The sequence below is a fragment of the Aquirufa echingensis genome (genome assembly GCF_042714525.1).
Lineage (GTDB): Bacteria > Bacteroidota > Bacteroidia > Cytophagales > Spirosomataceae > Aquirufa > Aquirufa echingensis.
The window spans coordinates 223880-247956 of the sequence record NZ_JBBKYA010000003.1 but is presented as its reverse complement, the minus strand read 5'-3'; the positions used below and the strand labels follow the sequence as shown (position 1 = coordinate 247956).

Below are 24077 nucleotides of genomic sequence, written 5' to 3'. Positions count from 1 at the left end.
AAATAATGAAAAGTTTATATATCAAAAATTCACTTAAAACGTTAGGTCTTGCCTCTGCGATTATGCTGGGTACTGCCTCTTGTAGTGATTTATTAAAGGAGACTGTAGTATCTTCCATTAGTAATGACTACATCGCTACGACTCCTGGCTTCATTGCTGCGACGAATGCGGCTTATACTCCATTACGTTCATTTTATGCAACGGAACGTGGGTTAACTATGTCTGAATACGGTACAGATATTTATTCTGCCGGTGCGGATGGTTCTTATAAAGGTTTTCATTTTTATGATTCACAATTAACTTCTTCGGTAGTTATATTAGCTGAGTTATGGGATGAGACTTACAAAGGAATCAATACCATTAATGCGGTTATTGATCGTGCTCCTTCGGTAACAGGTATGTCAGATGCTGTAAAAGCTCAACGTGTAGCTGAAATGAAATATTTGCGTGCGCATTACTACTTTATCTTGGTTCAACAGTTTGGTCCTTTGGATTTACGTTTGAAGGAAACGACAGGTCCAACTAAAACTGCAACACGTGCAACAGAGCAAGCTGTTTACAAGCAAATTGAGGCTGATTTATTGGCAGCGATTCCTGCATTGGAAAACAAGAAAGCGTCATCTGATTTTGGTCGTGCTACGAAAGCTGCCGCTGAAAATTTGTTAGCAAAAGTTTATTTGACTCGTGCGTCATCTAAATTTGCTGAAGCAACTGATTATGCGAATGCAGCAACGTTATGTAATAATGTAATCAATAATTATGGCTTTAAATTATTGCCAGATTTTGATCAAGTATTTGATCAAGCGAATCAAGTTAATGATGAGGTGATTTTCTCTGTTCAATACACGAATGATCCATTGACAAATGGTTTTATTGATAACCAAGGAAACAAGTTGCACTTATACTTTGGTATGCAATATGATGTTCAACCAGGTATGCAACGTGACGTAGTAAATGGTCGTCCATTTAAGCGTTTGAAGCCAACAACTTATTTGTTGAATACTGTTTTTGCTGATCGTGTGAATGATACACGTTACAAGAAAACGTTCAAAGATACTTGGTTGTCCAATAAACCAGGTACTTACAATACCACGTTTGATGGTTCTAAAGCTACGGTTACTTATAAAGCAGGGGATACTACGATTTATATCCCAGGTTATGAAATGACATTAGCTGAGCGTGCTGCGAAGAAATATCAAGTATTGGTTCCAAGTTTGTACAATTATGCATTGTTCCCAACTTTGAAGAAATTCTTTGATCCACTTCGTCCAGATATGACTTACGAAAATGGTAGCCGTGATTATTTCGTTCATCGTTTGGCTGATACTTATTTAATGTTGGCTGAAGCTTCCGTTAAGTTAGGTAAGCAAGCAGAAGCGGTAACAGCAATCAATGCAGTACGTGTTCGTGCGGCAGCAGCTGGTAAAGCAGAGAACATGAAAGTTACTTCTGTAGACATGAATTTGATTATGGAAGAGCGTGCTCGTGAACTTGCAGGTGAGCAAACACGTTGGATGGACTTAAAACGTTGGGGTAATTTAGTTGAGCGTGTTAAGTTATATAACTCAGATGCCGCAGCTAACGTTGCTGACAAACACTATGTTCGCCCAATTCCACAAAAACAAGTGGATTTGTCTGAAAACGGAGGTTTTCCTCAAAATTCAGGATACTAGTTTTAATTTGATTTCTTTATATTGTAATAATTCCGGGGAATATTTCTCCGGAATTTTACTTTAATCCAAATTGTATGTTACGTATATTATCGGTTTTTTGCCTATTTATTTCCATAAGTGCTTTTTCGCAAGATCGCGTGTCTTTTGTTAAAAAAGTGGATAAAGTTGATGTTCTTGTAGGAGGGAAGTATTTCACTTCTTATTTTTTTCCCGGGGAAAGCCAATTGAAAAAAGCGGTTCTGTTTCCTATCTTATCTGCACAAGGAACAACGATCACCCGTGGGTTTCCGATGAGTCCACGAGCTGGTGAACGCGTAGATCATCCACATCATGTAGGTATGTGGTTAAATTACGAGGATGTGAATGGCTACGATTATTGGAATAATTCCAATAGCATCGTTGAGTCTTTAAAATCGCATAAGATGGGGACTATTCGTCATGAGAGTATTTCGAAAATGACTGAAGGCAATTCAGGTTCACTTCAAGTTACTGCAGCTTGGATTGATGATGATGGTAAAGGAAAGCGTGTCTTAGATGAATCAACGACCTATGTATTTTCAGGTTCAGGTGATTTGCGCATTATTGATCGGATTACTACGCTTAAAGCGGTTAGTGATGTTGTTACCTTTAAAGATGTGAAAGATGGTATGTTCGCACTGCGTGTGGCGCGCCAATTGGAAATTCCATCCAATAAACCGGATGTTTTTACCGATGCGCATGGTATAGAAACCAAGGTGCCTGTGATGGACAATACGGGCGTTACAGGTAATTATCATAGTAGTGAAGGAGTCGAAGGTGAAGCAGTTTGGAGTACGCGTGCCAAATGGATGAATTTAACTGGTAAAATGGATAACCATTCTATTAATGTGGCGATTTTAGATCACCCATCCAATGTGACTTATCCTAGTTATTGGCATGCCCGTGGTTATGGCTTATTTGCTGTTAACCCATTGGGTTTGAGTGTATTCAGTAATGGTAAAGCTTCCTTAAATTATACCTTGACAAAAGGAGAGACGATTACCTTCCGGTATAGGACAATTATTGCCGACAGAGATTTAACAAAATCAGAGTTAGATGCTGCGCAGGCTAAATTTTCACGGGAGGTTAAATAATTCGTAATTCAAGAAAATACTTGTATTTTTGTAGTGCATTGGGGCCATTCGTGGCCCTATTTTCTTTTTAAATATGAAGTTACAATTTCTAGGAGCAGCCAAACAAGTTACAGGTTCGATGTATTTGTTGGAGCTCGAAGATGGATATAAAATTCTCATTGATTGCGGAACCGATATGGAGCGATCCATTGATTTTGAAGTTCCTTATGAACCTGCACCTTTCTTTCCATTCGATCCATCATTGATTAATTTGGTGGTGTTGACACATGCGCACATTGACCATTCTGGTAATATTCCCATGCTTTATCGGGAAGGTTATGAAGGTCAAGTGCTTTGCACCCCACCAACGGCAGAATTAGCCGCACTTTTGTTGATGGATTCAGCGAACCTTCATCTTCGCAAATTACGTGCAGCGCAAGGTGAGAGTAGAAAGAAGCATAAACAAATGGACCGATTATTACGTCGGGGCGATTTGTATTTGCAAAAGGATGTGGAGGATTCGATGAGTAATTTCGTTACGCTACAATTCAATAAGAAGTTTGTTATCAAACCCGGTCTTGAATTAACCTTTATTCCTGCAGGGCATTTATTGGGTGCCGCACATTTGTATTTCTCCGTTACGGAAGGCGATCAAACAAAAACGCTTGGATTTAGCGGTGATATAGGTCGCTATGATTATCCTTTGCACATTGATCCATTCCCAATGCCGGCTTGTGATTATTTAGTATGTGAAAGCACATATGGTAATCGTGTGCATGAGGATAAGGTTGAGCCGATTGATGCTTTGGCCAAAATCATCAAAGAAACTTGCTTAGATAAACCGGGTCGTTTAATTATTCCTGCTTTTTCGGTGGGTAGAACTCAGGCGGTACTTTATACGTTGAATCGCTTAATTGAAGAGCGAGGATTTCCCGCGATTCGTGTTTTTACGGATAGTCCCATGGGAAAAAGTTCTACGCGCATCTATTCTAAATATTTAGCTTATTTAAACCCGGAAGCACGCGCATTTCAAAAGGAGTACGATGACTTATTCGATGTTGAAAACTTAGTATTTCTACAAAGCGAGAAGGAATCTCGCGCTATTCGTAATTACCATGAACCTTGCATCATCATTTCATCTTCCGGAATGATTTCGGGTGGACGGGTCGAGCAGCATATTGCGGATAATATCTCTAATAGTTATGCTACGATTTTATTAATTGGTTACGCTGCCGAAGGTACTTTAGGACGCCAATTGATGGAAGGTACGGATTTGATTCGTGTCAAAGACCGTGAATACCGCGTGAATGCGCAGATACGTAAAATTGATGTGTTTTCTGGGCATGCAGACCAAAAAGGATTATTGAAATTTGTGGCAAATCAAAAACCTGAGCACTTAAAAACGGTATTTTTATCGCATGGTGAAGAGGAAAGTATGTTAGAATTTAGAGATGAAATTAGACGTTTAGGATTTTCAGACGTTATTTTACCAGAGAAGTCTGAGACTTTCACACTTTAATCTTTAATTTTGCATTTGTAATTTGACATATCAGCATGAGAACATTATTAGAATTTGAAAAGCCTATCGCAGAGTTAGAGGATAAATTGATCGAGATGCGCAAATTGGCATTAGAAAATAATGTAGACGTTTCCGGTGCTGTAGCATCCCTAACAGATAAAATTTTAGAATTGAAACAGGAAACTTTTGCTAATTTAACTCGTTGGCAACGTGTTCAATTATCACGTCATCCCGATCGCCCATATACATTTGATTACATCGAGAAGATGTGTACTGAGTTTATCGAAATTCACGGTGACCGAAATGTAGCTGATGACAAAGCGATGGTTGGTGGATTTGGAAATATCGATGATGAATTTTCAGTGATGTTTATAGGCCAACAAAAAGGGCGTAATACCAAACAGCGTCAATTACGTAATTTTGGTATGCCTAATCCGGAAGGGTATCGTAAGGCTTTACGTCTTATGAGGATGGCCGAGAAATTCAATAAACCTATTGTATGTTTAATTGACACTCCGGGTGCTTTCCCTGGTTTAGAGGCCGAAGAACGTGGTCAAGGGGAAGCGATTGCACGCAATATCCGTGACATGTTTATGTTAAAGGTTCCTGTGATTTGTGTCATCATTGGTGAAGGTGCTTCCGGTGGAGCTTTAGGTATTGCCGTAGGAGATAAAGTATTGATGATGGAAAATACCTGGTATTCTGTTATTTCACCTGAATCATGTTCTTCGATCTTATGGCGCAGTTGGAATTATAAAGAGCAAGCAGCCGAAGCATTGAAATTAACAGCAGAAGATATGTTATCCAACGGCTTAATTGATGGAATTATACCAGAACCCTTAGGTGGAGCTCATTTAGATCCTGAAGGTGCTTCAGCTAAATTGAAGGCTGTGATCAAAGAGGAACTTGCCAAATTAGTAAAAGTGGATCCACAAGAACGCATCATGGCTCGTATTGAGAAATTCGGCCAAATGGGTGTAGTTGTTGAATAAGTTATGAAAAAGCCTCATGCGCTCGTCTTTGATTTAGGTAACGTTTTGTTGCCCATTGATTTAGATAAGACCTATGAGGCTTTTGCTTTACTTTCCTCGCAGTATTCAGCTGCTGAAATTAAACACATTACGCAAGAGGAAGAACTTTGGTCTTCTTATGAATCAGGATTTCAAAGTGATCAGGAGTTTGAAGCGTTTTTAGTCGACCGATTACAATTAGTCTGTACCTCTGAGCAATTTCATGATGCTTTCAATGCATTATTATTGCAGTTTGATTCTTCCGTTTGTCAATATATTTCCGGTCTGAATACTTCATTTCCCATCTATTTATTAAGTAACACAAGTAGCATTCATTCTCGTTTGTTCTTAGAGCGGGATTTTCCGAATTATAATTTATTTGATTCTTTTACACGCATTCACCTTTCGTTTGAGATGGGTATGGTTAAACCCAATGTTGCTATTTACGAGCAGTTGGTTACCCACAATAATTTACAGGATCATCAAATTGTTTTTTTTGACGACAATGTGCGAAATGTAGAATCAGCCCGCAATTATGGTTGGGATGCTGTTTTGATTAATCCCAATACTTCATTACACCAAATTCAAGAACATATTAAAACCTTATGTTAGTTTCAAGTCCCATTTTTGACTTTTTGTTTAAGGCTTCCGGATGGAAACTTGTGGGAAATATTCCAAGAGATTTAAAGAAAACAGTTGTGATTGTTTGTCCGCATGCTACTTGGAAGGATTTCCCAATTGGCTTAGGTGCTAGATCATTATTGAAATTACCTATTTTATATTGGGGTAAGAAGGAGTTGTTTGAAGGGCCTTTTGGAGGAATATTCTCTTGGTTAGGTGGTTATCCGGTGGATCGATCGAAGAATACGAATTTAGTGGGATCAATTGTCGACATCTATAATAGCAAAGAAACCTTTCATGCCGTATTGGCTCCGGAGGGTACACGTAAAGATGTAGATAAATTAAAAACGGGTTTTTATCATATTGCTGTTCAAGCAAATGTTCCTATTATGATGATTGGATTCGATTATGTTAATAAAGAAATTAAGATCCGAGATCCTTTTTATCCAACGGGTGATTTCGAAGTTGATAAAAAAGTAATTGCCAACTATTACGCTACAATACCAGGTGTTCAAAAATCTTGGATAAAGAATTATTTAGCCGATTGAGCAGCTTGAACAATTAAATTTGCCGTTTTTTTTGAGGCTCCAGCGGGACCAATTAAATTGGCTAAATCTTCATAGTTGGCTAATTGTGATATTCTTTCCACAGAATCGTTTTGCATAAGTTTATGCATTTTCAATTGGATATGTTGGCTAGTGAATTGAACTTGAATCAGTTCGGGTACAGCCAACTTATCTAATATGATATTAACAAGCGAAATGAATTTGATTTTTACGAGCAATTTGGCAAGCGAGTAAAATAACCAATCGGTCTTATAAACAACGATTTGCGGAATCTTAAACAATGCCGTTTCTAATGTCGCTGTTCCTGACGTTACTATGGCAACCTGTGCATGACTTAAAATGTCATAGGTTTTGTCGTACAATACGCGGATAGGGTAGTGGGCATACAATTCTTTCCAATCTGAAATTCCAGCTACAATGAAATTAGTTTTAGGATTTTCTAATGCCAATTGAGCAAAAACGGGCAATGCACTTTTTATTTCTTGCTTTCTACTTCCGGCCAGAAGGGCTACGTAGGGTTTTGTTATTTCTTGCTCGGTAAGAAAGTTTTTAGAAGGTGTAAATTCTGCTACAGCGTCTTGTAATGGATTTCCAACATAATGGGTTCGAATTCCTTTTTCTTGAAACATGGTAAGCTCAAATGGAAAAATGACATATAATTCATCTATCCATTTTTTGATATCTTCAATTCGCCCTTTGTTCCATGCCCATACTTTAGGTGCAATGTAAAATTGCGTGTGAAATCCTTTTAGTTTAGCTATTCTAGCGGCTTTTAAATTGAATCCGCCATAATCGATGAAGATAATCGAATCCGGTTGGAATTCAGTGATTTGATTCCCGAATTTTGTAAATAAACCTTTGAGTCGTTGGATGTTTTGTATAACACCTAATAGACCCATGATGGCTAATTCCTTGTGATGAATGAGGATTTCGGCTCCTTCAGCTTGCATGCCATCGCCTCCCCAGGCCTTTATTTCTGCTTTAGGGTCTATCTGCTTGATTTCACGAATCAAATTGGATCCATGTAAATCGCCTGATTTTTCCCCTGCTAGAATAAAGTATTTCATCTATTATTGTTCTCCGAAATATTCGACTGAATTCTTATTCGTTTCGATTAAATGCAATTTGTGTAAGGTAGCCGTTTTGGAATTCGCCAAAATTTGAGGAGCTAATATCTTCCAAAATTCCATGATGAGGATTTCGCAACTCGCTAATTTTCCTTCCATAAAATCAACATCCAAATTAAGGTTTTTGTGGTCAACCTTGTCAATAATTTCTCGCTTGATTAAATCTCCTAAGGTTTTTAAATCAAATACAAATCCTGTATCTGGATCTGGAATACCTTTTACGGTGACGATTAATTCAAAATTATGCCCGTGCCAATTGTTATTAGCGCATAAGCCAAATACTTCTTGATTTTTTTCTTCTGACCAAGCTGGATTGAAGAGCCGGTGAGCGGCATTAAAATGTTCCTTGCGGATTACGTAGACCATTGTTTTCAGTTTGTGTGAAGGATGCCTGGGAAAACAGTAGCAGACTATCCAAATATTTGACAAAGGTACAAAAGCTATTCAGAATATGCGTAAATTTGTTGCTTAAATAGCTTTATTATGATTATTGTTACTGGTGCAGCCGGCTTTATTGGCAGTTGTTTAATTGCCCGATTAAATGAATTGAATTTCAATTACATTGTCGCCGTAGATGATTTTTCCTTTCCGGAAAAGAATAAAAATTTGGAAGGTAAAAATATCATGGAACGTGTCGAGCGTACAGAACTCGCAGCTTGGTTAGATACTAATTACCAAGAGGTTGAATTTTGTTTCCATATTGGCGCCCGGACGGATACGACAGAATTCAATAAAGCAATTTTTGACGAATTGAATGTGGACTATTCCAAAATGCTTTGGAATAAGTGTATTGATTATCAAATCCCTTTGGTTTATGCTTCATCGGCTGCTACTTATGGCTTAGGTGAATTGGGTTATGATGACAATGAGGCTTTGATTCCTCAATTAAAACCGTTGAACCCTTATGGGGACTCAAAAAATGATTTTGACATTTGGGCACTTAATCAAGAAAAGAAGCCGTTCTTTTGGGCGGGTTTAAAGTTCTTTAATGTCTATGGGCCAAATGAATACCATAAAAGTCGGATGGCATCTGTGATTTGGCATGCTTTCAGACAAATCAACGAAACAGGTAGTTTGCGATTGTTTAAATCGCACCGACCTGATTATACTGATGGCCAACAAATGCGCGATTTTATTTATGTAAAAGACCTTGTGTCCGTTTGTGTATTCCTAATGGAGCATCGTAAAAATTCGGGTATTTATAACCTAGGTACGGGTATTGCTCGTTCGTTTAATGATTTAGGGAAATCTACATTCGTAGCGATGGGTAAAGAAGTAAACATTAATTACATCGATACGCCTGCCGATATTCGCGATAAGTACCAATATTTTACGGAAGCGAATATGAATAAATTGAAATCCATCGGCTATGATAAGCCGTTTTATACCTTAGAGGAAGGCGTGAAGGATTACGTCCAAAATTACCTTATTCCTGCGAATTATTGGTAATTTTCTTAAGGCCTTCTTCAATGAATCCTTGCCCATAAGCTAATAGTTGAATATTAGCAGCAATTAGGCCTAAAAGACTCACTTTTAGGCTTTTAGTTTTTAATAGGGCATCCAAGAAAATGGCCATCCAATACATGAAAAGTCCCGCAAATAAAATATTCCCAATTGGGGGTATAAGAATGTTCAAAAGAACGGTATTCCAAAAATAGATGAAATAGCAGGCTGGGAAGAAATGTACCCACTTTAGTTCAGCAGGGAAGAATCGCGATATGTTGATGCGTGCTCGACCGAAAAAATGAATTTGTTTATAAAATTGGCTAAAGCTTGTTCTACGCTTATGATAAATAAAGGCTTCCGGAATTAAGCCGGATTTAAATCCAAAAGAGATACACCGAATGCTGAATTCGATATCTTCCCCCATGCGGGTAATCTTAAAACCTTGTGTAGCTTCCCATACTTTACGTGAGATCCCCATGTTAAAGCTACGTGGGTGAAATTGGCCCCCTACATTCTTTGCCTTTCCGCGTATACCTCCTGTAGTAAATAAGCTGGTCATGGCAAAACTTATCGCCTTTTGCACCGGGCTAAAACTCGGATGATCTTGGTCAGGTCCGCCAAATAAATCGAGTTGGTCCCGATGAATACCCTCATAAACAGCCTGTAAATAATTGGGCTCAATCAGTGCATCGGAATCTAATATCACGAAAAAGTCTCCCTTAGCACGCTCAAATGCATAGTTGCGCGCAAATCCTTGACCTCCATTTTCTTTGACGAAATAGGAAATGTTCAACGATGAATGATATTTTTTTACGATGGTTTTTGAATCTTCGACAGAGCCATCTTCAATGATAATTACTTCGAAATTCGAATAATTTTGTTGAATCAAACATGCCAATAACTCATCCAATTCTTGCGGACGATTGTAGACTGGAATGATGACGCTGAAAAACATATTTAGGAAAACATTTCAGTTAAAGTTGCATCACTCGCAGCTAAAATTTTGTCAATTTCTTCATCACGGATGGCGTCAGAAATAAACCAAGATTCGAATTGAGAAGGAGGTAGGTATATTCCCCTACGGAGCATCCCTTGAAAATATTGACCAAATAAATTCAAATCCGCTGTTTTGGCGTCATTGAAATTGTTAACTGCATTTTCCGTAAAGAATAGCGTAAACATAGAACCTAATTGGTTGATCGTAAAACGCTTTCCTACTTTTTCCAATTGCGATTTAATTCCAGATGCCAATGCATTTCCCTTCTCAGCAAGTCGAATATAGACATCTGGGTCTTCTGTAATTAAATTTAACATCGCTAAGCCAGCTGTTGTAGCTAACGGATTACCACTTAATGTTCCAGCTTGATACACCGGTCCGGCTGGAGCAATCATATCCATGATTTCAGCCTTGCCTCCATAAGCACCTACAGGTAATCCTCCACCAATGATTTTACCTAATGTGGTTAAATCGGGCTGAACTCCACAAACACCTTGATAGCCACTTGCCGACTGGCGGAATCCCGTCATAACTTCATCAAAGATTAACAAAGCGCCATGTTGGTCGCATAAGCTACGTAAACCCGCTAAGTATCCTTCAGCAGGAATAACTAAACCCATATTGCCAACAACCGGCTCTACGATGACTGCAGCGATTGCACCTGGATTCGAATCAAATAGATTACGTAAGGAATCTAAATCGTTATAAACAGCCGTTAAGGTATCTCGAGCAGTTGACACCGTGACACCTGGACTATCTGGAGTTCCTAAGGTTGCAACGCCTGAACCTGCAGCAATTAAAAAGGAATCACCATGTCCATGGTAACAGCCTTCAAACTTGATTATTTTATCTCTTTGGGTATAAGCACGTGCTAAGCGAATCGCTGCCATCGTTGCCTCTGTTCCTGAATTAACTAATCGTACTTTCTCGATGGAAGGAATCATCGAAACGATCTTCTCCGCAATCAATACTTCTTTTAAACTAGGTGCTCCAAATGAAAAACCATCTGATAAAGCCTCGCGAACAGCCGATTCAATTGCTGGATGAGCTTGTCCAAATAACATGGGTCCCCAAGAACCAATTAAATCAATGTATTCGTTACCGTCAACATCTTTTAAATAGGCTCCATTGGCGGATTGAATAAATACAGGGTTTCCACCAACAGATTTGAATGCCCGAACAGGGGAATTAACTCCCCCCGGGATTAAAGTTTTAGCCTTCTCAAAATAAGTGTTACTTAATTTACCCATTATTTTTTCTTACCTTTTTTTTGATCTTCAGCTGCTTTTTGTTGTTCTTCCATGGTCTTCAATTGTGTTTGAAGATAGGTTGAGAAACGAGATTTCTTAGCTCCACCACCTGCTTTGATTTTCGCACGATTAGCTTCTAGTAATGCTTTGATTTTATCTTCATTCACAAATTTGCGAATCGCTAATTGTTGGCCAATAGTCACCAAATTGGAAATAAAATAATAGAAACTCAAACCAGCAGGGAAGGAGTTCATGACGAACATAAAAATGACTGGCGTTACATAAGCCATCATCTTCATGTTGATCGGTTGGCCTGGTTGATCCGGTGTAATTTGATTATTGTAATAACCGTATGCTAATTGCGATACAGTCATTAACAAACAGAATAAACTGATGTGTGAACCATAAAATGGAATATTGAATGGTAGATTCAAAATAGAATCATAAGTCGATAAATCTTCTGCCCAAAGGAATGATTCTTGACGTAGATTAATCAAGTTGGGGAACAACATAAATACCGCCATAAGAACTGGCATCGTTGCTAATACGGGAATACAGCCGCTTAATGGATTAACGCCAACTTCCCCATACAACTTCATTGTTTCTTGTTGAACGCGTGCAGGATCATCGCCGATCTTCTCTTTGATGGCCGCGATTTCAGGTGCCAAAATACGTGTTTTGGCCATTGAAACATACGATTTATATGTCAGGGGCAAAAGGGCAGTTTTGATAATTAATACCAATACGATAATTAAAAGTCCATAATTGAAGATGATACTTTCTAAAAATCCGAATAAGGGTACGAAGATGTATTTTGTAATCGGCAACAAGAAATCGTAGCTCAATTTAACGTTCTTACTGAAAGACGGCGCTACGTTCTTGACAATGGAATAATCATTTGGCCCAAAGTAGAATTTGAAACTTGATTTACCTGAACTTAAATCTCCCATGGGTGCTATTAATTGAGCATCCAATGTTTTAATCGCGACAGTATCCATTGGGTTGGGTGTCGCAGTTAAATTGGCTTTGGTAAATAAGGTACCCTGTGGAACTAATCCCGCTAAGAAGTATTTCTTTTTAAACGATACCCATTGCAAAGACTGACTAAGGTTTTCATTTGTAACGGATGTAGGATTTTCACTTAAATAGTCAAATTCTTCATCTTCCGTTAATAAATAATTTATCGTGGCCTTACGCTCTTCTTGTGCATCTTTCTCGGTTTGTGTAACGTTTTCCTTCCAATGAATGAAGTATTCATTTCCTGTTAACTCGGGAGCAATTGCTTTAGCGTCAATTGAATAAGCTAATTCATAACCTGATTCCGGCAATTGATATGATTGCACAATGTTTTTCCCATTTGGCAATGTACTAGTGAAGCTTACTTGGTTTTTAGATTGAACAACTTGATAAACTAATTTACCTAGTGATAATTTCTTCCCATTTGTTGGGATTTCTACATCGAATAAGTCCTTTTGCGCATCAAATAGTACGATACCATCTTTTTTACCAAGCGTATAATTCTTATAACTCTTGTAATTTTTCAATTGTACGGATACTAATTTTCCACCAAAGTTGGAAAGCGTAACTCGCAAGTTTTCATTTTCCAATGTATACAACTGCTCTTTCACTTGTACACTTGAATCTGCAACAACAGCTAAAGCTGAATCGGTTTTGGTCGTAGCTTTTGTTGGTTTCGTTGCTACAACTTCTTTTTTCGGTTGTGCAGTTTCTTTGGGTGCAAAGAAATATTGATAGCCAAGTAACATGGCCATAATAAGCACTATCCCTGAGATTGAATTCTTATCCATAATGAATTATAAGACTACTTTGAGTTTTTGATGAATGGTACAGCATGTTGGTATGCTGCTTTAATAAACTGAACAAATAGGGGCGAAGGTGCCTCTACGGTTGATTTGTATTCCGGGTGAAATTGAACACCCACAAAGAATGGGTGATTCGGTAATTCAACGATTTCAACCAAATTCGTATCAGGATTGATACCTGAAGTAATCATTCCTGCCTGGTGAAATTGATCTAAATAATCGTTGTTGAATTCATAACGATGTCTGTGTCGCTCTTGAATCAAGGATTTTCCATAAATTTTAAAGGCGTTTGTGCCTTTTTCAATCTTGCAAGGATATGCACCTAAACGCATCGTTCCTCCTTTTTCGGAAACATCCTTTTGCGAATGCATTAGGTCAATTACTGGGAATGGCGTTTCTGGATTCATTTCAAATGAATGTGCGTCTTCTAAGCCAACAACATTACGAGCAAATTCAATAACCGCGCATTGCATACCCAGGCAAATTCCCAAGAATGGAATATTGTTTTCACGTGCATATTTAACTGCATTGATTTTTCCTTGAATTCCACGTTCTCCAAATCCCGGAGCCACAAGAATACCATCTAATCCAGCTAATGATTCCTCAATATTTTCCTCTGCAGTTTCGGAAGAAATCCATTTAACATTGACTTTAATTTCATTGGCAACACCAGCATGAATAAATGCCTCTGCGATTGATTTATATGAATCTTTTAATTCAACGTATTTACCAACAAGCCCAACGGTAATTTCAAATTTTGGATTTTTTAACTTGTCCAAAAACTTTGACCAGGCAGCTAGGTTAGAATCCTTATCGTTGTATATATCTAATTTGTAAAGTACGCGGCTATCTAAACGTTCCTCTTTCATCAACATAGGAACATCATAAATGGTCTCTGCGTCGCGCGCTTCGATAACATCTTGCTCAGATACGTTACAGAATAAACCAATCTTGCGTTTCATTTCCTGAGGAATTGGATGTTCCGTCCGACAAACCAAGATATCTGGTTGAATACCTGATTCCGATAACTGTTTTACGGAGTGCTGAGTCGGTTTAGTTTTTAACTCTCCCGCTGATGCCAGATATGGAATAAGTGTTAAATGAATAAATAAGGTGTTTTTCTCACCCAAATCCCATTTCAATTGACGCGCAGCTTCGATAAATGGCAATGACTCGATGTCACCCACGCAACCACCAATTTCAGTGATAACGATATCAAATTTCCCGGTTTCACCTAAGATTAAGATATTACGTTTGATTTCATCGGTAATATGAGGAACGACTTGAACTGTCTTTCCTAAATAATCACCTTTTCGTTCTTTAGTAATGACATTATGGTAAACACGACCCGTAGTAATGTTATTAGCTTGACTTGTAGGGGTATTCAAGAAACGCTCATAATGGCCTAAGTCCAAATCTGTTTCAGCACCATCATTTGTCACATAACATTCTCCGTGCTCATATGGATTCAATGTGCCTGGGTCAATGTTAATGTAAGGATCAAACTTTTGAATGGTGCAAGTTAGCCCTCTTGCTTGTAATAATTTGGCTAATGAAGAGGCTATGATGCCTTTTCCTAATGAACTTGTTACTCCGCCCGTAACAAAAATGTACTTCGCTTTTTTATTATTCCCCTTGCCAGACATTCTTTTGTTTTGTTTATTGGTTACGGGAAACAAAGATACGAATAATAACCACATCGAATTAATCCTATTTTTATTTTATCTTGCATTGTAGATAGTTTTTTTAAGATTTTATGTCCCTCCAACTTTATTCTGCCTCTGCTGGTTCAGGCAAAACCTATACGCTGACTGTTGAGTATATCAAGTTGGCCTTACATGCTTACGAAAGTAGGGGCTATTTCCGTCGGATTTTGGCAGTTACATTTACCACCAAAGCCGCCGAAGAAATGCGTTCGCGGATTATCGAATTTTTATCGGGAATTGCTGTTGTTGATTCATTGCCTTTGAGCGATCAATCTACTTACAGGGAGATAATTGCTAGTATTCAAGAAGATTTCACAAAAGAAAATATTCATGTTTCAGATGCTGAATTAATCAAAAGAGCACAGCATACACAGCAACAAATCTTACAGGACTATGGTTTATTTTCTGTCATGACCATAGATGCTTTTGTGCAACGCTTAAGTTCTACCTTTATTGAGGAGCTAAATCTTCCAAGTCAATTTGAAGTTCTATTGGATTCTAATCAATTGATTGATCAGTTATTAGACCAATTATTAGATAAAGTCAATCAATACGGTGACCCGATTATCACGAATTTGATTGTTGATTTTGCCAAATCTGAGGTAGGGGATGGTCGGAGCTGGAATTTATTGCGACAAAATCTCCATGATTTTCTGAAAATTTGCCTGAACGAAGATTATTATAAAATTAAAAAGGACATGGATCCGCTGCGAATCGCAGATTTTCTTCAGATTGAACAACAAATTTCCTCCAATATGCAAGAAACGAATGCAACGCTCATTCGTTTGGCTAATCAATTCCTTGAGGTGCTTTCAAATGCGCAGATTGCTGGGGATATGTTAGCCTATGGCAAAAATTCTTGTGCGGGCTACTTTTCGAAAATAGTTTCCAATGGGGAATTTGAGGAGCACAAACTTTCTTATTTGCGGACAGGTGTATCTACGGGAGTTTGGACTTCCAAAAGTCAAGCTGATGAGATTAAACGACAAGTTGAGGCTGTTGCTGGTCATTTAACGACTATTGGCCAAGAGTTTGTTGATTTATATGATGCTGAATCCCCGCGCTATTTCTTGTTTAGGCTTATTAAAAAAGATTTAAAGAAAATTGCTTTATTGGCTTCCATTACGGAAGAACTTCATCAGTTTCAAGATGAAAATGCGGCCGTTTCAATTTCAGAGTTTTCTAAACGTTTATATGATGTTATTGCAAATGACCCAGTTCCATTTATCTATGAAAAATTAGGGGATCGTTACAATCATATTTTGATTGATGAGTTTCAAGATACTTCTATGCTGCAATGGCAAAACTTTATGCCTCTATTGGAACATGCCGTTTCACAGGGCAAAAAGAATTTAATTGTTGGCGACGCCAAACAATCCATTTACAAATTCCGCGGTGGTGAAGTAGGTTTGATTTCTTCACTTAAGTCGGAAGACAATTCCTTCATCGAACAGAAATTACAAGATAACGCCTTCGATCTAGAACGCTTTTATTACCTAAAAGAAAATCGGATTTTAAATAATCTGGAATCCAACTATCGGAGTGCCCATGAAATAGTACAATTCAATAATGATTTTTTTGGTTGGATATCTGCAAATCCAGCGTTACAGAGTTTGTCTGGTTTGGTTTCCCCAACGTATGGAGTTGACCTAGCACAAATACCACGTGTGAGTCCTCAAAAGTTTTCGGGAAAAGTAGATGTTCAAGTTTACAAAAAGCCTTTGGCAGATAATCACGTTGAATTGGAGGCCGAATGGATGTTGAGTCGGATTTTGGAATTAATTGATCATGAAATTCAGGCCGGTTTTCAATACAAGGATATAGCTATTTTAACTCGGAAGAATAAGCAATCGAAATTCTTAGCTATCCAATTGAAGGAACGAAATATACCTGTTATTTCATCGGATTCCTTATTGGTTCATTATGCCAAAGTCGTAGGATTTTTGATTTCCTTCATGCGCTTGAAGACGCAAGCGCAAGATGAGTTTCGTTATAAGGAGTTATTGTTTCAATATGCCGACTTGTGTCAGGAACCGCTCGATACAGCTATTTTAGCGGTTGAGCACGCTAAACATATTGATTTCTATGCATTAGCGATTACTTATTTTACTGATTTAGGATTTGTATTTCAAAAAGATGAATCACATGTGGTCGCTTGGGTGTACGGCTTAGTTTCAACCTTTAACCTAACGAGTTATTCTGTTGAAATCGAATATTTATTCAAGTTGCTAGATGTAATCAATGATTTTGTTTTGCAGAAGTCAGATAATTTTGTTGCCTTTTTAACTTATTACGATTCCAATAAGGCTACATTTAGTATTGCAAGTCCAGAAAGTGATAATGCGATTACGATTACAAGTATTCATAGATCTAAAGGCTTGGAATACCCGGTTGTGATTAGTCCGTTTGTTAGTTGGACGCATCAACCTAAATCTGAGCAAATTTGGTTTGATCTTAAACCCTTTCATTTTGAACCCTTGCGTTTAAATGAAAATGTAGCGCTGAATTATTATTATGGAAAAGTTACACCAAGTGAACTTGTGCCATTTGATTCATTAGCTATCCAACAACGATCGGAATACGACTCGGTGTTTTTAGATTCGTTGAACATGCTTTATGTGGCATTTACGCGACCAAAACAGCATTTACATATTCTATTGGCCGTTCCTAATCTGGAAGCGCATCCCATGACGAAAGGTGCTTTTCAAAAATCCTTAGGTCAGGTTGTGCTGGATTATTGTCAATCTAATCCTGATTTCATTTCCGTTATTCCTGATTTTGTTCAAGACAAAGTTCTTATTGACTATTATATTCTCCAAAATGCTGATCAGTTTCTGAAGTATTCGCATACGGAAAAGGCTTCAAATTCAAAATCTTTTGTGTTGTCAACCCAAATTCAAGACGAAGTTGATTTCAGGATTCAATCGAATAAGGAAGATTTGTATACCAGCTCACAATCCAAACGAGAGCGAGGCGAGCGGGTACATGCGATATTATCTAAAATTCCAGATTACGAATATTATTCGCTGCACAAAAAGCGTGTGTTACATCAGATTGACGATGAGACGGTTGGATTACTAGATTCCCTTATGTCAAATAAGGCCATTAAGTCATATTTTGAGCCCAAAGAATTGCTTTTTTCTGAACGTGATATCTTGTGCCCAGATGGCTCCATTATTCGTCCGGATCGCGTTATCAAGCAAGGAGAGGATGTTATAATTATTGATTTCAAGACAGGTAAGGTCGAAGAGAAACATAAGTCGCAATTAGAGAATTACAAAAAGTATTTATTCGAACTTGGCCATAAATCAGTCAAAGCCGTACTTATTTACATTGAAACCCAAATCATTGAAAGTGTTTAAAAGACTTTTCTTATTTGTAAGTCTGTCGGTTCTTATGGCTTCATGTCAATTGACTCGTCGGGTGGGTCATCTTTTTTCGAATAATTCAGCAAGTATCTCGAATTATTCAAATAAAGAAATAGATAATCTTATCGAAACCGCATTTGATTACCAAGGCGTTCCTTATCGAAATGGAGGAACGGATGAAAAGGGGATGGATTGTTCCGGTTTTTTGTTTCGGGTTTATGCTGATAATAATTTGTTGATTCCGAGGCCTACGGTCCAACAAGTTTTGTTTGGAATGCCTGTTTCTCTAAATGATACACAGGTTGGCGATTGGGTATTTTTCAAAACCAATGGTGCCGCCATGATTAATCATGTTGGATTAGTTACAAAAATCAAATCGGCAGACGCCATCTATTTTATTCATGCAAGTACGAGTAAAGGAGTCAGAGAAGACTTATTGCAATCAAAGTATTGGTTGAAGGCCTATGATAAATCATTGCGCCCCTATAAAAATAATTCAAATTGAACGATTGTTTCTCCGTAGACTTAGCGTATTTTTGCATGCATTTTTAAATAAATCATGGGAAAAAAAGTTATCATTATTGGAGCAGGTGGAGTAGGTAATGTAGTTGCGAAAAAGTGCGCAATGAATCCTGCCTTCTTTTCAGAAGTTATTTTAGCATCTAGAACATTGAAAAAATGTGATGCCATTGCAGAGGAAGCTAAGAAAATTGGCTTACCTACACAGATTCAAACACGTCAAGTAGACGCGGATGATGTTCCTGCTTTAGTGGCATTATTCAATGCTGAAAAGCCTTTCATGGTAATTAATGTGGCTTTACCTTATCAAGATTTAACCATTATGGATGCTTGTTTAGCGACAGGTGTTCATTACATGGATACGGCGAATTATGAGCCTAAAGATGAAGCAAAATTTGAATATTCTTGGCAGTGGGCTTATCAAGAGCGCTTTAAAGAAGCAGGTTTGATGGCTTTGTTGGGCTGTGGTTTTGATCCAGGGGTGACGGGTGTTTATACGGCGTATGCCAACAAACACTATTTTGATGAAATGCACTATTTGGATATCATTGATTGCAATGCAGGAGATCATGGCAAGGCATTTGCGACCAACTTTAATCCAGAAATTAACATTCGTGAGATTACGCAGAAAGGAAAGTATTGGGAAAATGGTCAATGGGTTGAAATCGCGGCAATGTCGATTCATAAGCCGATTAGCTATCCAAATATTGGACCGAAAGAATCATATCTTTTATACCATGAGGAATTAGAGTCCTTGACTAAAAACTTCCCTACCATCAAGCGTGCGCGTTTTTGGATGACGTTTGGTCAAGCTTATTTGACTCATTTAGAAGTATTGCAAAATGTAGGAATGACCTCCATTCAGCCTATTAAATTTTATGGAATGGATATTGTTCCATTGGAATTCTTAAAAGCTGTATTGCCAGAGCCTGGAACATTAGGAGAGAATTATTCTGGCCAAACATCCATTGGTTGTCAAATTAAAGGTGTTAAAGACGGTAAAGAGGCCACGTATTATGTATACAACAACTGTCATCACGCAGATTGTTATAAAGAAGTTCAAGCACAGGGAGTTTCGTATACAACAGGTGTTCCTGCGATGATCGGTGCTGCGTTGATGTGTGAGGGAACTTGGTTCCAAGCTGGTGTTTATAATGTGGAGGAATTCAATCCTGATCCGTTTATGGAATTATTGAATGTGCATGGCTTACCTTGGAACGAGGAGGTTAATGGCGAATTACCTCACGAATACTAGGATAGGATGCAACTATACCCTGAAATTTCATCGCCAGCTTATGTGTTGGAAGAAAACTTATTGATCAATAATCTAAAGCTTTTGCAGCGCGTACAGCAAGAAGCAGGAGTAGAGATTATTTGTGCATTGAAAGGCTTTTCGTTCTATCATGTTTTCCCAGTAGTTAAACAGTATTTAGGTGGTGCAACAGCAAGTTCGCTACATGAGGCTCGTTTAGCTTTCGATGAAATGGGTAAAAAGTGTCACGCGTATACTCCTGCTTATTTGCCTGCTGAATTTGATGAATTTATGTCGTATGCAAGCCACATGACATTCAATTCCTTGAATCAGGTGAATCAATTTGCTTCTCAAGCCAATCAAAAGGATATTTCTTGTGGTATTCGTATCAATCCGGAGTATGCCGAGGTAGAAACGGATATGTATAATCCTTGTATTGCGGGTTCTCGGTTAGGAATTAGAAGAAGTGATTTAGGCGATCAATTGCCAGCAGGTATTGAAGGATTGCATTCCCATACACTTTGTGAAAATGATTCGTTTGTACTAGAACGTACACTAGCTGTTATTGATGCCAAATTCGGGGATTTATTACAACAAGCCAAATGGCTGAATCTAGGTGGTGGACATTTAATTACGCGTGCGGATTACAAGGTGGATCATTTGATTCAGGTATTAAAAACCTTTAAAGCGAAATATCCGCATCTGCATATTATTTTAGAACCAGGTTCTGCAGTAGGTTGGCAAACAGGTTTCTTGAAGTCTACCGTATTAGATATTGTGCACTCAGCAGGAATAGATGTAGCCATCTTAGATGTTTCGTTTGCAGCACACATGCCGGATACCTTGGAAATGCCTTATAAACCACGGATTCGCAATGCATCATCGGAGCCGGTAGCAGGGAAACCAACATACCGCTTTGGTGGTATGACATGCTTAGCCGGTGATTACTATGGGGATTATTCGTTTGATCAGCCTTTAGCAATAGGGGATAGCATCATTTTTGAAGATATGATTCATTATACCATGGTTAAAACGACAACATTTAATGGGGTCAATTTGCCTGATATTGGTATGTTAAAATCGGATGGTGAATACCAACGATTTAAACATTTTGGCTACGAATCATTTAAAGATCGCTTATAAAAAAAGGACTTCGTAATGAAGTCCTTTTTTTGTGGAGAAGATCGGGCTCGAACCGACGACCTCTTGCATGCCATGCAAGCGCTCTAGCCAACTGAGCTACATCCCCTCATTAGAAATTTACGCGAACTCCTATTCCACCTTGTAAATTCATGAAAAAGGGATTGGGGAATATTTCAGCATAAAATCCGATTTCTGAAAAGAAACTTAAATTAGGCGCATCAATAGGGAAATACTCAAGTCCACCGATAGCTGTTGCTCCCATGCCTGATACCCGATTTCGACCATCGGCTTGATTATTGCTTGTTTTGTTAGGATACCAATCGCGGGAATTTATTTGTGGCCCAAAACCATAATAGGTGTGTAAGTCCGCATTTACTAACGTGGGATGATGCCACAAATACAAGACATTAACTGAATATCCGATATTACGAAATGTGCCATCTTGATAGGTACGATCAGTGCCCCAAAGTCCACCATAAGTACCTATATTTACTTCAATGGCGTTGACCCCATTTTCAGAATACTTTCTAGCCATAAAACCACCAGGTTCGCCAATTCTAAATCCTGCCGCCCAGTCCTTTAATTGACCATATGTCAATTGACTCGAAAGCAATAAAACGAAACTCAGTGTAATTCGTATTATAAGGCTTTTCATAGGTAAAACGATTTAATCTTTTCCAAAAGGATCGAGTTTTCAGCTGGTAAACCAACCGTTATTCGAATGGTATCTTCACACAAAGGAACACTTGAACGATTACGCGTGATTACTTTTTCAGTGATAAGATAGTCAAATAATGCTTGTGCCGACTGCAATTTAACTAATAAAAAGTTGGCATGACTCGGGTATACCTGTTGAACTTGTGGTATTTTTTCAAATTCAATAATCAGCCTTTCCTTCTCCGCTAAGATTAACTCAATGCCTTTTTTGACAAATTCTCTGTCTGCTAATGCCTGGGAAACAATTTGTTGGGTCGCACCTCCAATATTATATGGAGGTTTGATTTTATTCAACAAGGAAATAATCGTTGGGTTAGCATAAGCCATTCCCAAGCGTAACGACGCTAAGCCATACGCCTTGGATAAGGTTTGCATCACGATTAAATGCGGATATTTTGCCAATTCGCTGATAAAACTAGGTTCATCGGAAAAGTCGATATAGGCTTCATCAATAACCACAAAACCTGTTTTAAAGCTGTTTAGTAATTGATAAATATCAGCTCGATTCAGTTTATTACCTGTAGGATTATTTGGAGAACAGATAAATAATAGGCGAGTTTCTGAATTAATTGCAGCCAAAATCGCTGGAACATCTAATTGATATTCGGCCGTTAAATTGATTCGCTGAATCACAATATTATTAATCGAAGCACTTACCTCATACATGCCATAGGTAGGAGGGCAAATGATGATGTTATGTTTATCTGTTGCGCAGGTCATGCGCATTAATAAATCAATGGCTTCATCGGATCCATTACCTAAGAATATTTGATTCTCTTCGCAACCTTTGATCTTAGCTAATTGCGCTTTGATTTGATGTTGCATAGGATCAGGATAACGATTCCATGCCGCAATTGCAGTGCCCGAACCAATCGGATTTTCGTTCGCATCTAAGAATACGCCTTCATTTCCCTTAAACTCATCACGAGCCGAGGAATAAGGTTTTAAGTTCCAAATATGGGGTAATATATACGCTTGATAATCCATTAACTTAATCGAATTTTAACTGCATTCGCATGTGCTTGTAAAGACTCCGCTTCTGCCATTTGAATAATACTTGGTCCAATATTAGCTAAGCCTGCTTGACTGATTGCTTGCAAGGTAATCTTCTTAACAAAACTATCTAGATTAACACCTGAATAGGCTTTTGCAAAACCATTGGTAGGTAAGGTGTGATTTGTACCTGAGGCATAATCACCTGCTGATTCAGGTGTGAAATGCCCTAAAAAGATAGAGCCAGCATTGCTTATTGAATCTGCAAAATTCTCTGGATTTTCACATGCCAAGATCAAGTGCTCTGCACCATATTCATTTAACAAGTCAATTGCCTCTTCATTCGATTTTAACAAAATGAACTGTGAATTATTTAATGCACTGGCTGCAAATTCTTTTCTTGGCAATTCCGCCAATTGCTTTTTGATTTCATGAATCGATTCATTTAATATTTGTTCTGATGTACTGATGAGTACAACTTGAGAATCATGGCCATGCTCCGCTTGTGAGAGTAAATCAGAAGCGATAAAGGCAGGATAGGCGGTTTCATCCGCAAATACCGCTACTTCAGAAGGACCCGCAGGCATATCGATGGCTAATCCCATTCGATTGGCATACATTTTGGCCGCAGTCACATATTGATTACCTGGCCCAAAAATCTTATAAACAGCCGGGACACTTTCTGTTCCTTGTGCCATCGCAGCTATCGCTTGAGAACCACCAATCTTAAACATTTGGGTAACCCCACATAATTGAGCTGCGTAAAATAAGGCTGGATGGTCTCCAGGTGTACAAAGGACAATTTCTTCACATCCGGCAATCTTTGCTGGGATGGCCAACATCAATATCGTGGAAAATAAAGGAGCCGTACCACCTGGAATATAGATTCCTACGCGTTCGATGGGAGAGGATTTCTGCCAACAAACCACACCGGGACTTGTTTCGATTCTTTTCTCAACAAGCTTTTGCGATTCATGAAAGGCATAAATGTTTTTATAAGCTACCTGAATGGCATTTTGAAGTTCCTGAGGAACCAAAGCTGCTTTTTCGGAAATTTCTTCTGATGTATAGGCAAGATCTGTAATGCTCTTCTTTTCAAATTTCAATGTAAAATCACGAAGGGCTTGATCACCACCGGATTTCACCTGTTCAAACACATCTTTAATTAAAGCATCTAAGGATTGACTATCTAACGATGGTCGGGTCCCAATTTGCTTAAACGAAGATTGAGCAGGAAATTTTAAAATAGAAAACAT

20 protein-coding genes and 1 tRNA gene are annotated in these 24077 nt (G+C 38.3%); 11 read left to right on the top strand and 10 right to left on the bottom strand.

Going from position 1 to position 24077, the window contains the following annotated elements; genetic code table 11:
* Nucleotides 1–5 precede the first annotated feature (5 nt).
* The 6 genes from SKC38_RS06390 to SKC38_RS06365 all read left to right on the top strand — a co-directional run bounded on the left by SKC38_RS06390 (nt 6) and on the right by SKC38_RS06365 (nt 6462).
* Nucleotides 6–1673, top strand: a complete 1668-nt coding sequence (locus SKC38_RS06390) for a RagB/SusD family nutrient uptake outer membrane protein (protein ID WP_377976137.1) — start codon at nt 6–8, stop codon at nt 1671–1673.
* Between the two features lie 74 nt (nt 1674–1747).
* Nucleotides 1748–2785, top strand: a complete 1038-nt coding sequence (locus SKC38_RS06385) for a DUF6807 domain-containing protein (RefSeq protein WP_377976135.1) — start codon at nt 1748–1750, stop codon at nt 2783–2785.
* Nucleotides 2786–2858: 73 nt separating this feature from the next.
* Nucleotides 2859–4283: an MBL fold metallo-hydrolase RNA specificity domain-containing protein gene (locus tag SKC38_RS06380; RefSeq protein WP_377976133.1), complete on the top strand. Its 1425-nt coding sequence runs from the start codon at nt 2859–2861 to the stop codon at nt 4281–4283.
* A 35-nt stretch (nt 4284–4318) separates the two neighbouring features.
* Nucleotides 4319–5275: an acetyl-CoA carboxylase carboxyltransferase subunit alpha gene (locus SKC38_RS06375; RefSeq protein WP_377976131.1), complete on the top strand. Its 957-nt coding sequence runs from the start codon at nt 4319–4321 to the stop codon at nt 5273–5275.
* Nucleotides 5276–5278: 3 nt separating this feature from the next.
* Nucleotides 5279–5905 (top strand): HAD family hydrolase, encoded by a 627-nt coding sequence (locus tag SKC38_RS06370; protein ID WP_377976129.1) that lies wholly within the window; start codon nt 5279–5281, stop codon nt 5903–5905.
* Nucleotides 5899–6462, top strand: a complete 564-nt coding sequence (locus SKC38_RS06365) for a 1-acyl-sn-glycerol-3-phosphate acyltransferase (RefSeq protein ID WP_377976128.1) — start codon at nt 5899–5901, stop codon at nt 6460–6462. The genes SKC38_RS06370 and SKC38_RS06365 overlap by 7 nt, the downstream gene beginning before the upstream one ends.
* Here SKC38_RS06365 and lpxB read toward each other — a convergent pair.
* Entirely contained in the window at nt 6447–7547 is a 1101-nt protein-coding gene (gene lpxB / locus SKC38_RS06360) for a lipid-A-disaccharide synthase (protein ID WP_377976126.1), read from the bottom strand. The genes SKC38_RS06365 and lpxB overlap by 16 nt on opposite strands.
* Nucleotides 7548–7550: 3 nt before the next feature.
* Nucleotides 7551–7973 (bottom strand): 6-pyruvoyl trahydropterin synthase family protein, encoded by a 423-nt coding sequence (locus SKC38_RS06355; protein ID WP_377976124.1) that lies wholly within the window; start codon nt 7971–7973, stop codon nt 7551–7553.
* Nucleotides 7974–8090: 117 nt separating this feature from the next.
* Here SKC38_RS06355 and rfaD point away from each other — a divergent pair, with 117 nt between their 5' ends.
* Complete coding sequence (rfaD, locus tag SKC38_RS06350) at nt 8091–9056, top strand: ADP-glyceromanno-heptose 6-epimerase (RefSeq protein ID WP_377976122.1); 966 nt, start codon at nt 8091–8093, stop codon at nt 9054–9056.
* Here rfaD and SKC38_RS06345 read toward each other — a convergent pair.
* The 4 genes from SKC38_RS06345 to SKC38_RS06330 are packed head-to-tail and all read right to left on the bottom strand — an operon-like array spanning nt 9034 to nt 14769.
* A complete protein-coding gene (locus tag SKC38_RS06345; protein WP_377976121.1) occupies nt 9034–10008 on the bottom strand; it encodes a glycosyltransferase family 2 protein in 975 nt (324 codons plus the stop codon). The genes rfaD and SKC38_RS06345 overlap by 23 nt on opposite strands.
* Before the next feature lie 2 nt (nt 10009–10010).
* Nucleotides 10011–11300, bottom strand: coding sequence for a glutamate-1-semialdehyde 2,1-aminomutase (hemL, locus tag SKC38_RS06340; RefSeq protein ID WP_377976119.1), 1290 nt, complete (start codon nt 11298–11300; stop codon nt 10011–10013).
* Entirely contained in the window at nt 11300–13108 is a 1809-nt protein-coding gene (gene yidC / locus SKC38_RS06335; protein ID WP_377976117.1) for a membrane protein insertase YidC, read from the bottom strand. The genes hemL and yidC overlap by 1 nt, the downstream gene beginning before the upstream one ends.
* Nucleotides 13109–13122: 14 nt before the next feature.
* Complete coding sequence (locus tag SKC38_RS06330) at nt 13123–14769, bottom strand: CTP synthase (RefSeq protein ID WP_377976599.1); 1647 nt, start codon at nt 14767–14769, stop codon at nt 13123–13125.
* Nucleotides 14770–14879: 110 nt separating this feature from the next.
* On the opposite strand from SKC38_RS06330, the gene SKC38_RS06325 reads away from it, so the two are divergent.
* The 4 genes from SKC38_RS06325 to nspC are packed head-to-tail and all read left to right on the top strand — an operon-like array spanning nt 14880 to nt 21111.
* Entirely contained in the window at nt 14880–18191 is a 3312-nt protein-coding gene (locus tag SKC38_RS06325; RefSeq protein WP_377976115.1) for a UvrD-helicase domain-containing protein, read from the top strand.
* 34 nt (nt 18192–18225) lie between these two features.
* Nucleotides 18226–18702, top strand: a complete 477-nt coding sequence (locus SKC38_RS06320; protein WP_377976113.1) for a C40 family peptidase — start codon at nt 18226–18228, stop codon at nt 18700–18702.
* Between the two features lie 54 nt (nt 18703–18756).
* Nucleotides 18757–19971 carry a saccharopine dehydrogenase C-terminal domain-containing protein gene (locus SKC38_RS06315; RefSeq protein ID WP_377976111.1) on the top strand — a complete coding sequence of 405 codons (1215 nt, stop codon included), beginning with the start codon at nt 18757–18759 and terminating at the stop codon, nt 19969–19971.
* 6 nt (nt 19972–19977) lie between these two features.
* Nucleotides 19978–21111, top strand: coding sequence for a carboxynorspermidine decarboxylase (gene nspC, locus SKC38_RS06310; protein ID WP_377976109.1), 1134 nt, complete (start codon nt 19978–19980; stop codon nt 21109–21111).
* A gap of 32 nt (nt 21112–21143) precedes the next feature.
* Here the strand turns inward: nspC and SKC38_RS06305 are convergent.
* The 4 genes from SKC38_RS06305 to hisD all read right to left on the bottom strand — a co-directional run bounded on the left by SKC38_RS06305 (nt 21144) and on the right by hisD (nt 24077).
* A tRNA-Ala gene (locus SKC38_RS06305) sits at nt 21144–21217 on the bottom strand.
* Between the two features lie 3 nt (nt 21218–21220).
* Nucleotides 21221–21766, bottom strand: coding sequence for a hypothetical protein (locus SKC38_RS06300; RefSeq protein ID WP_377976107.1), 546 nt, complete (start codon nt 21764–21766; stop codon nt 21221–21223).
* On the bottom strand, nt 21763–22815 hold the full coding sequence (hisC, locus tag SKC38_RS06295; RefSeq protein ID WP_377976105.1) for a histidinol-phosphate transaminase: 1053 nt from the start codon (nt 22813–22815) through the stop codon (nt 21763–21765). The genes SKC38_RS06300 and hisC overlap by 4 nt, the downstream gene beginning before the upstream one ends.
* The gene (gene hisD / locus SKC38_RS06290) at nt 22815–24077 is read right to left on the bottom strand and encodes a histidinol dehydrogenase (protein WP_377976103.1); all 1263 of its coding nucleotides are present in this window, start codon (nt 24075–24077) and stop codon (nt 22815–22817) included. Before hisD ends, hisC begins: the two co-directional genes overlap by 1 nt.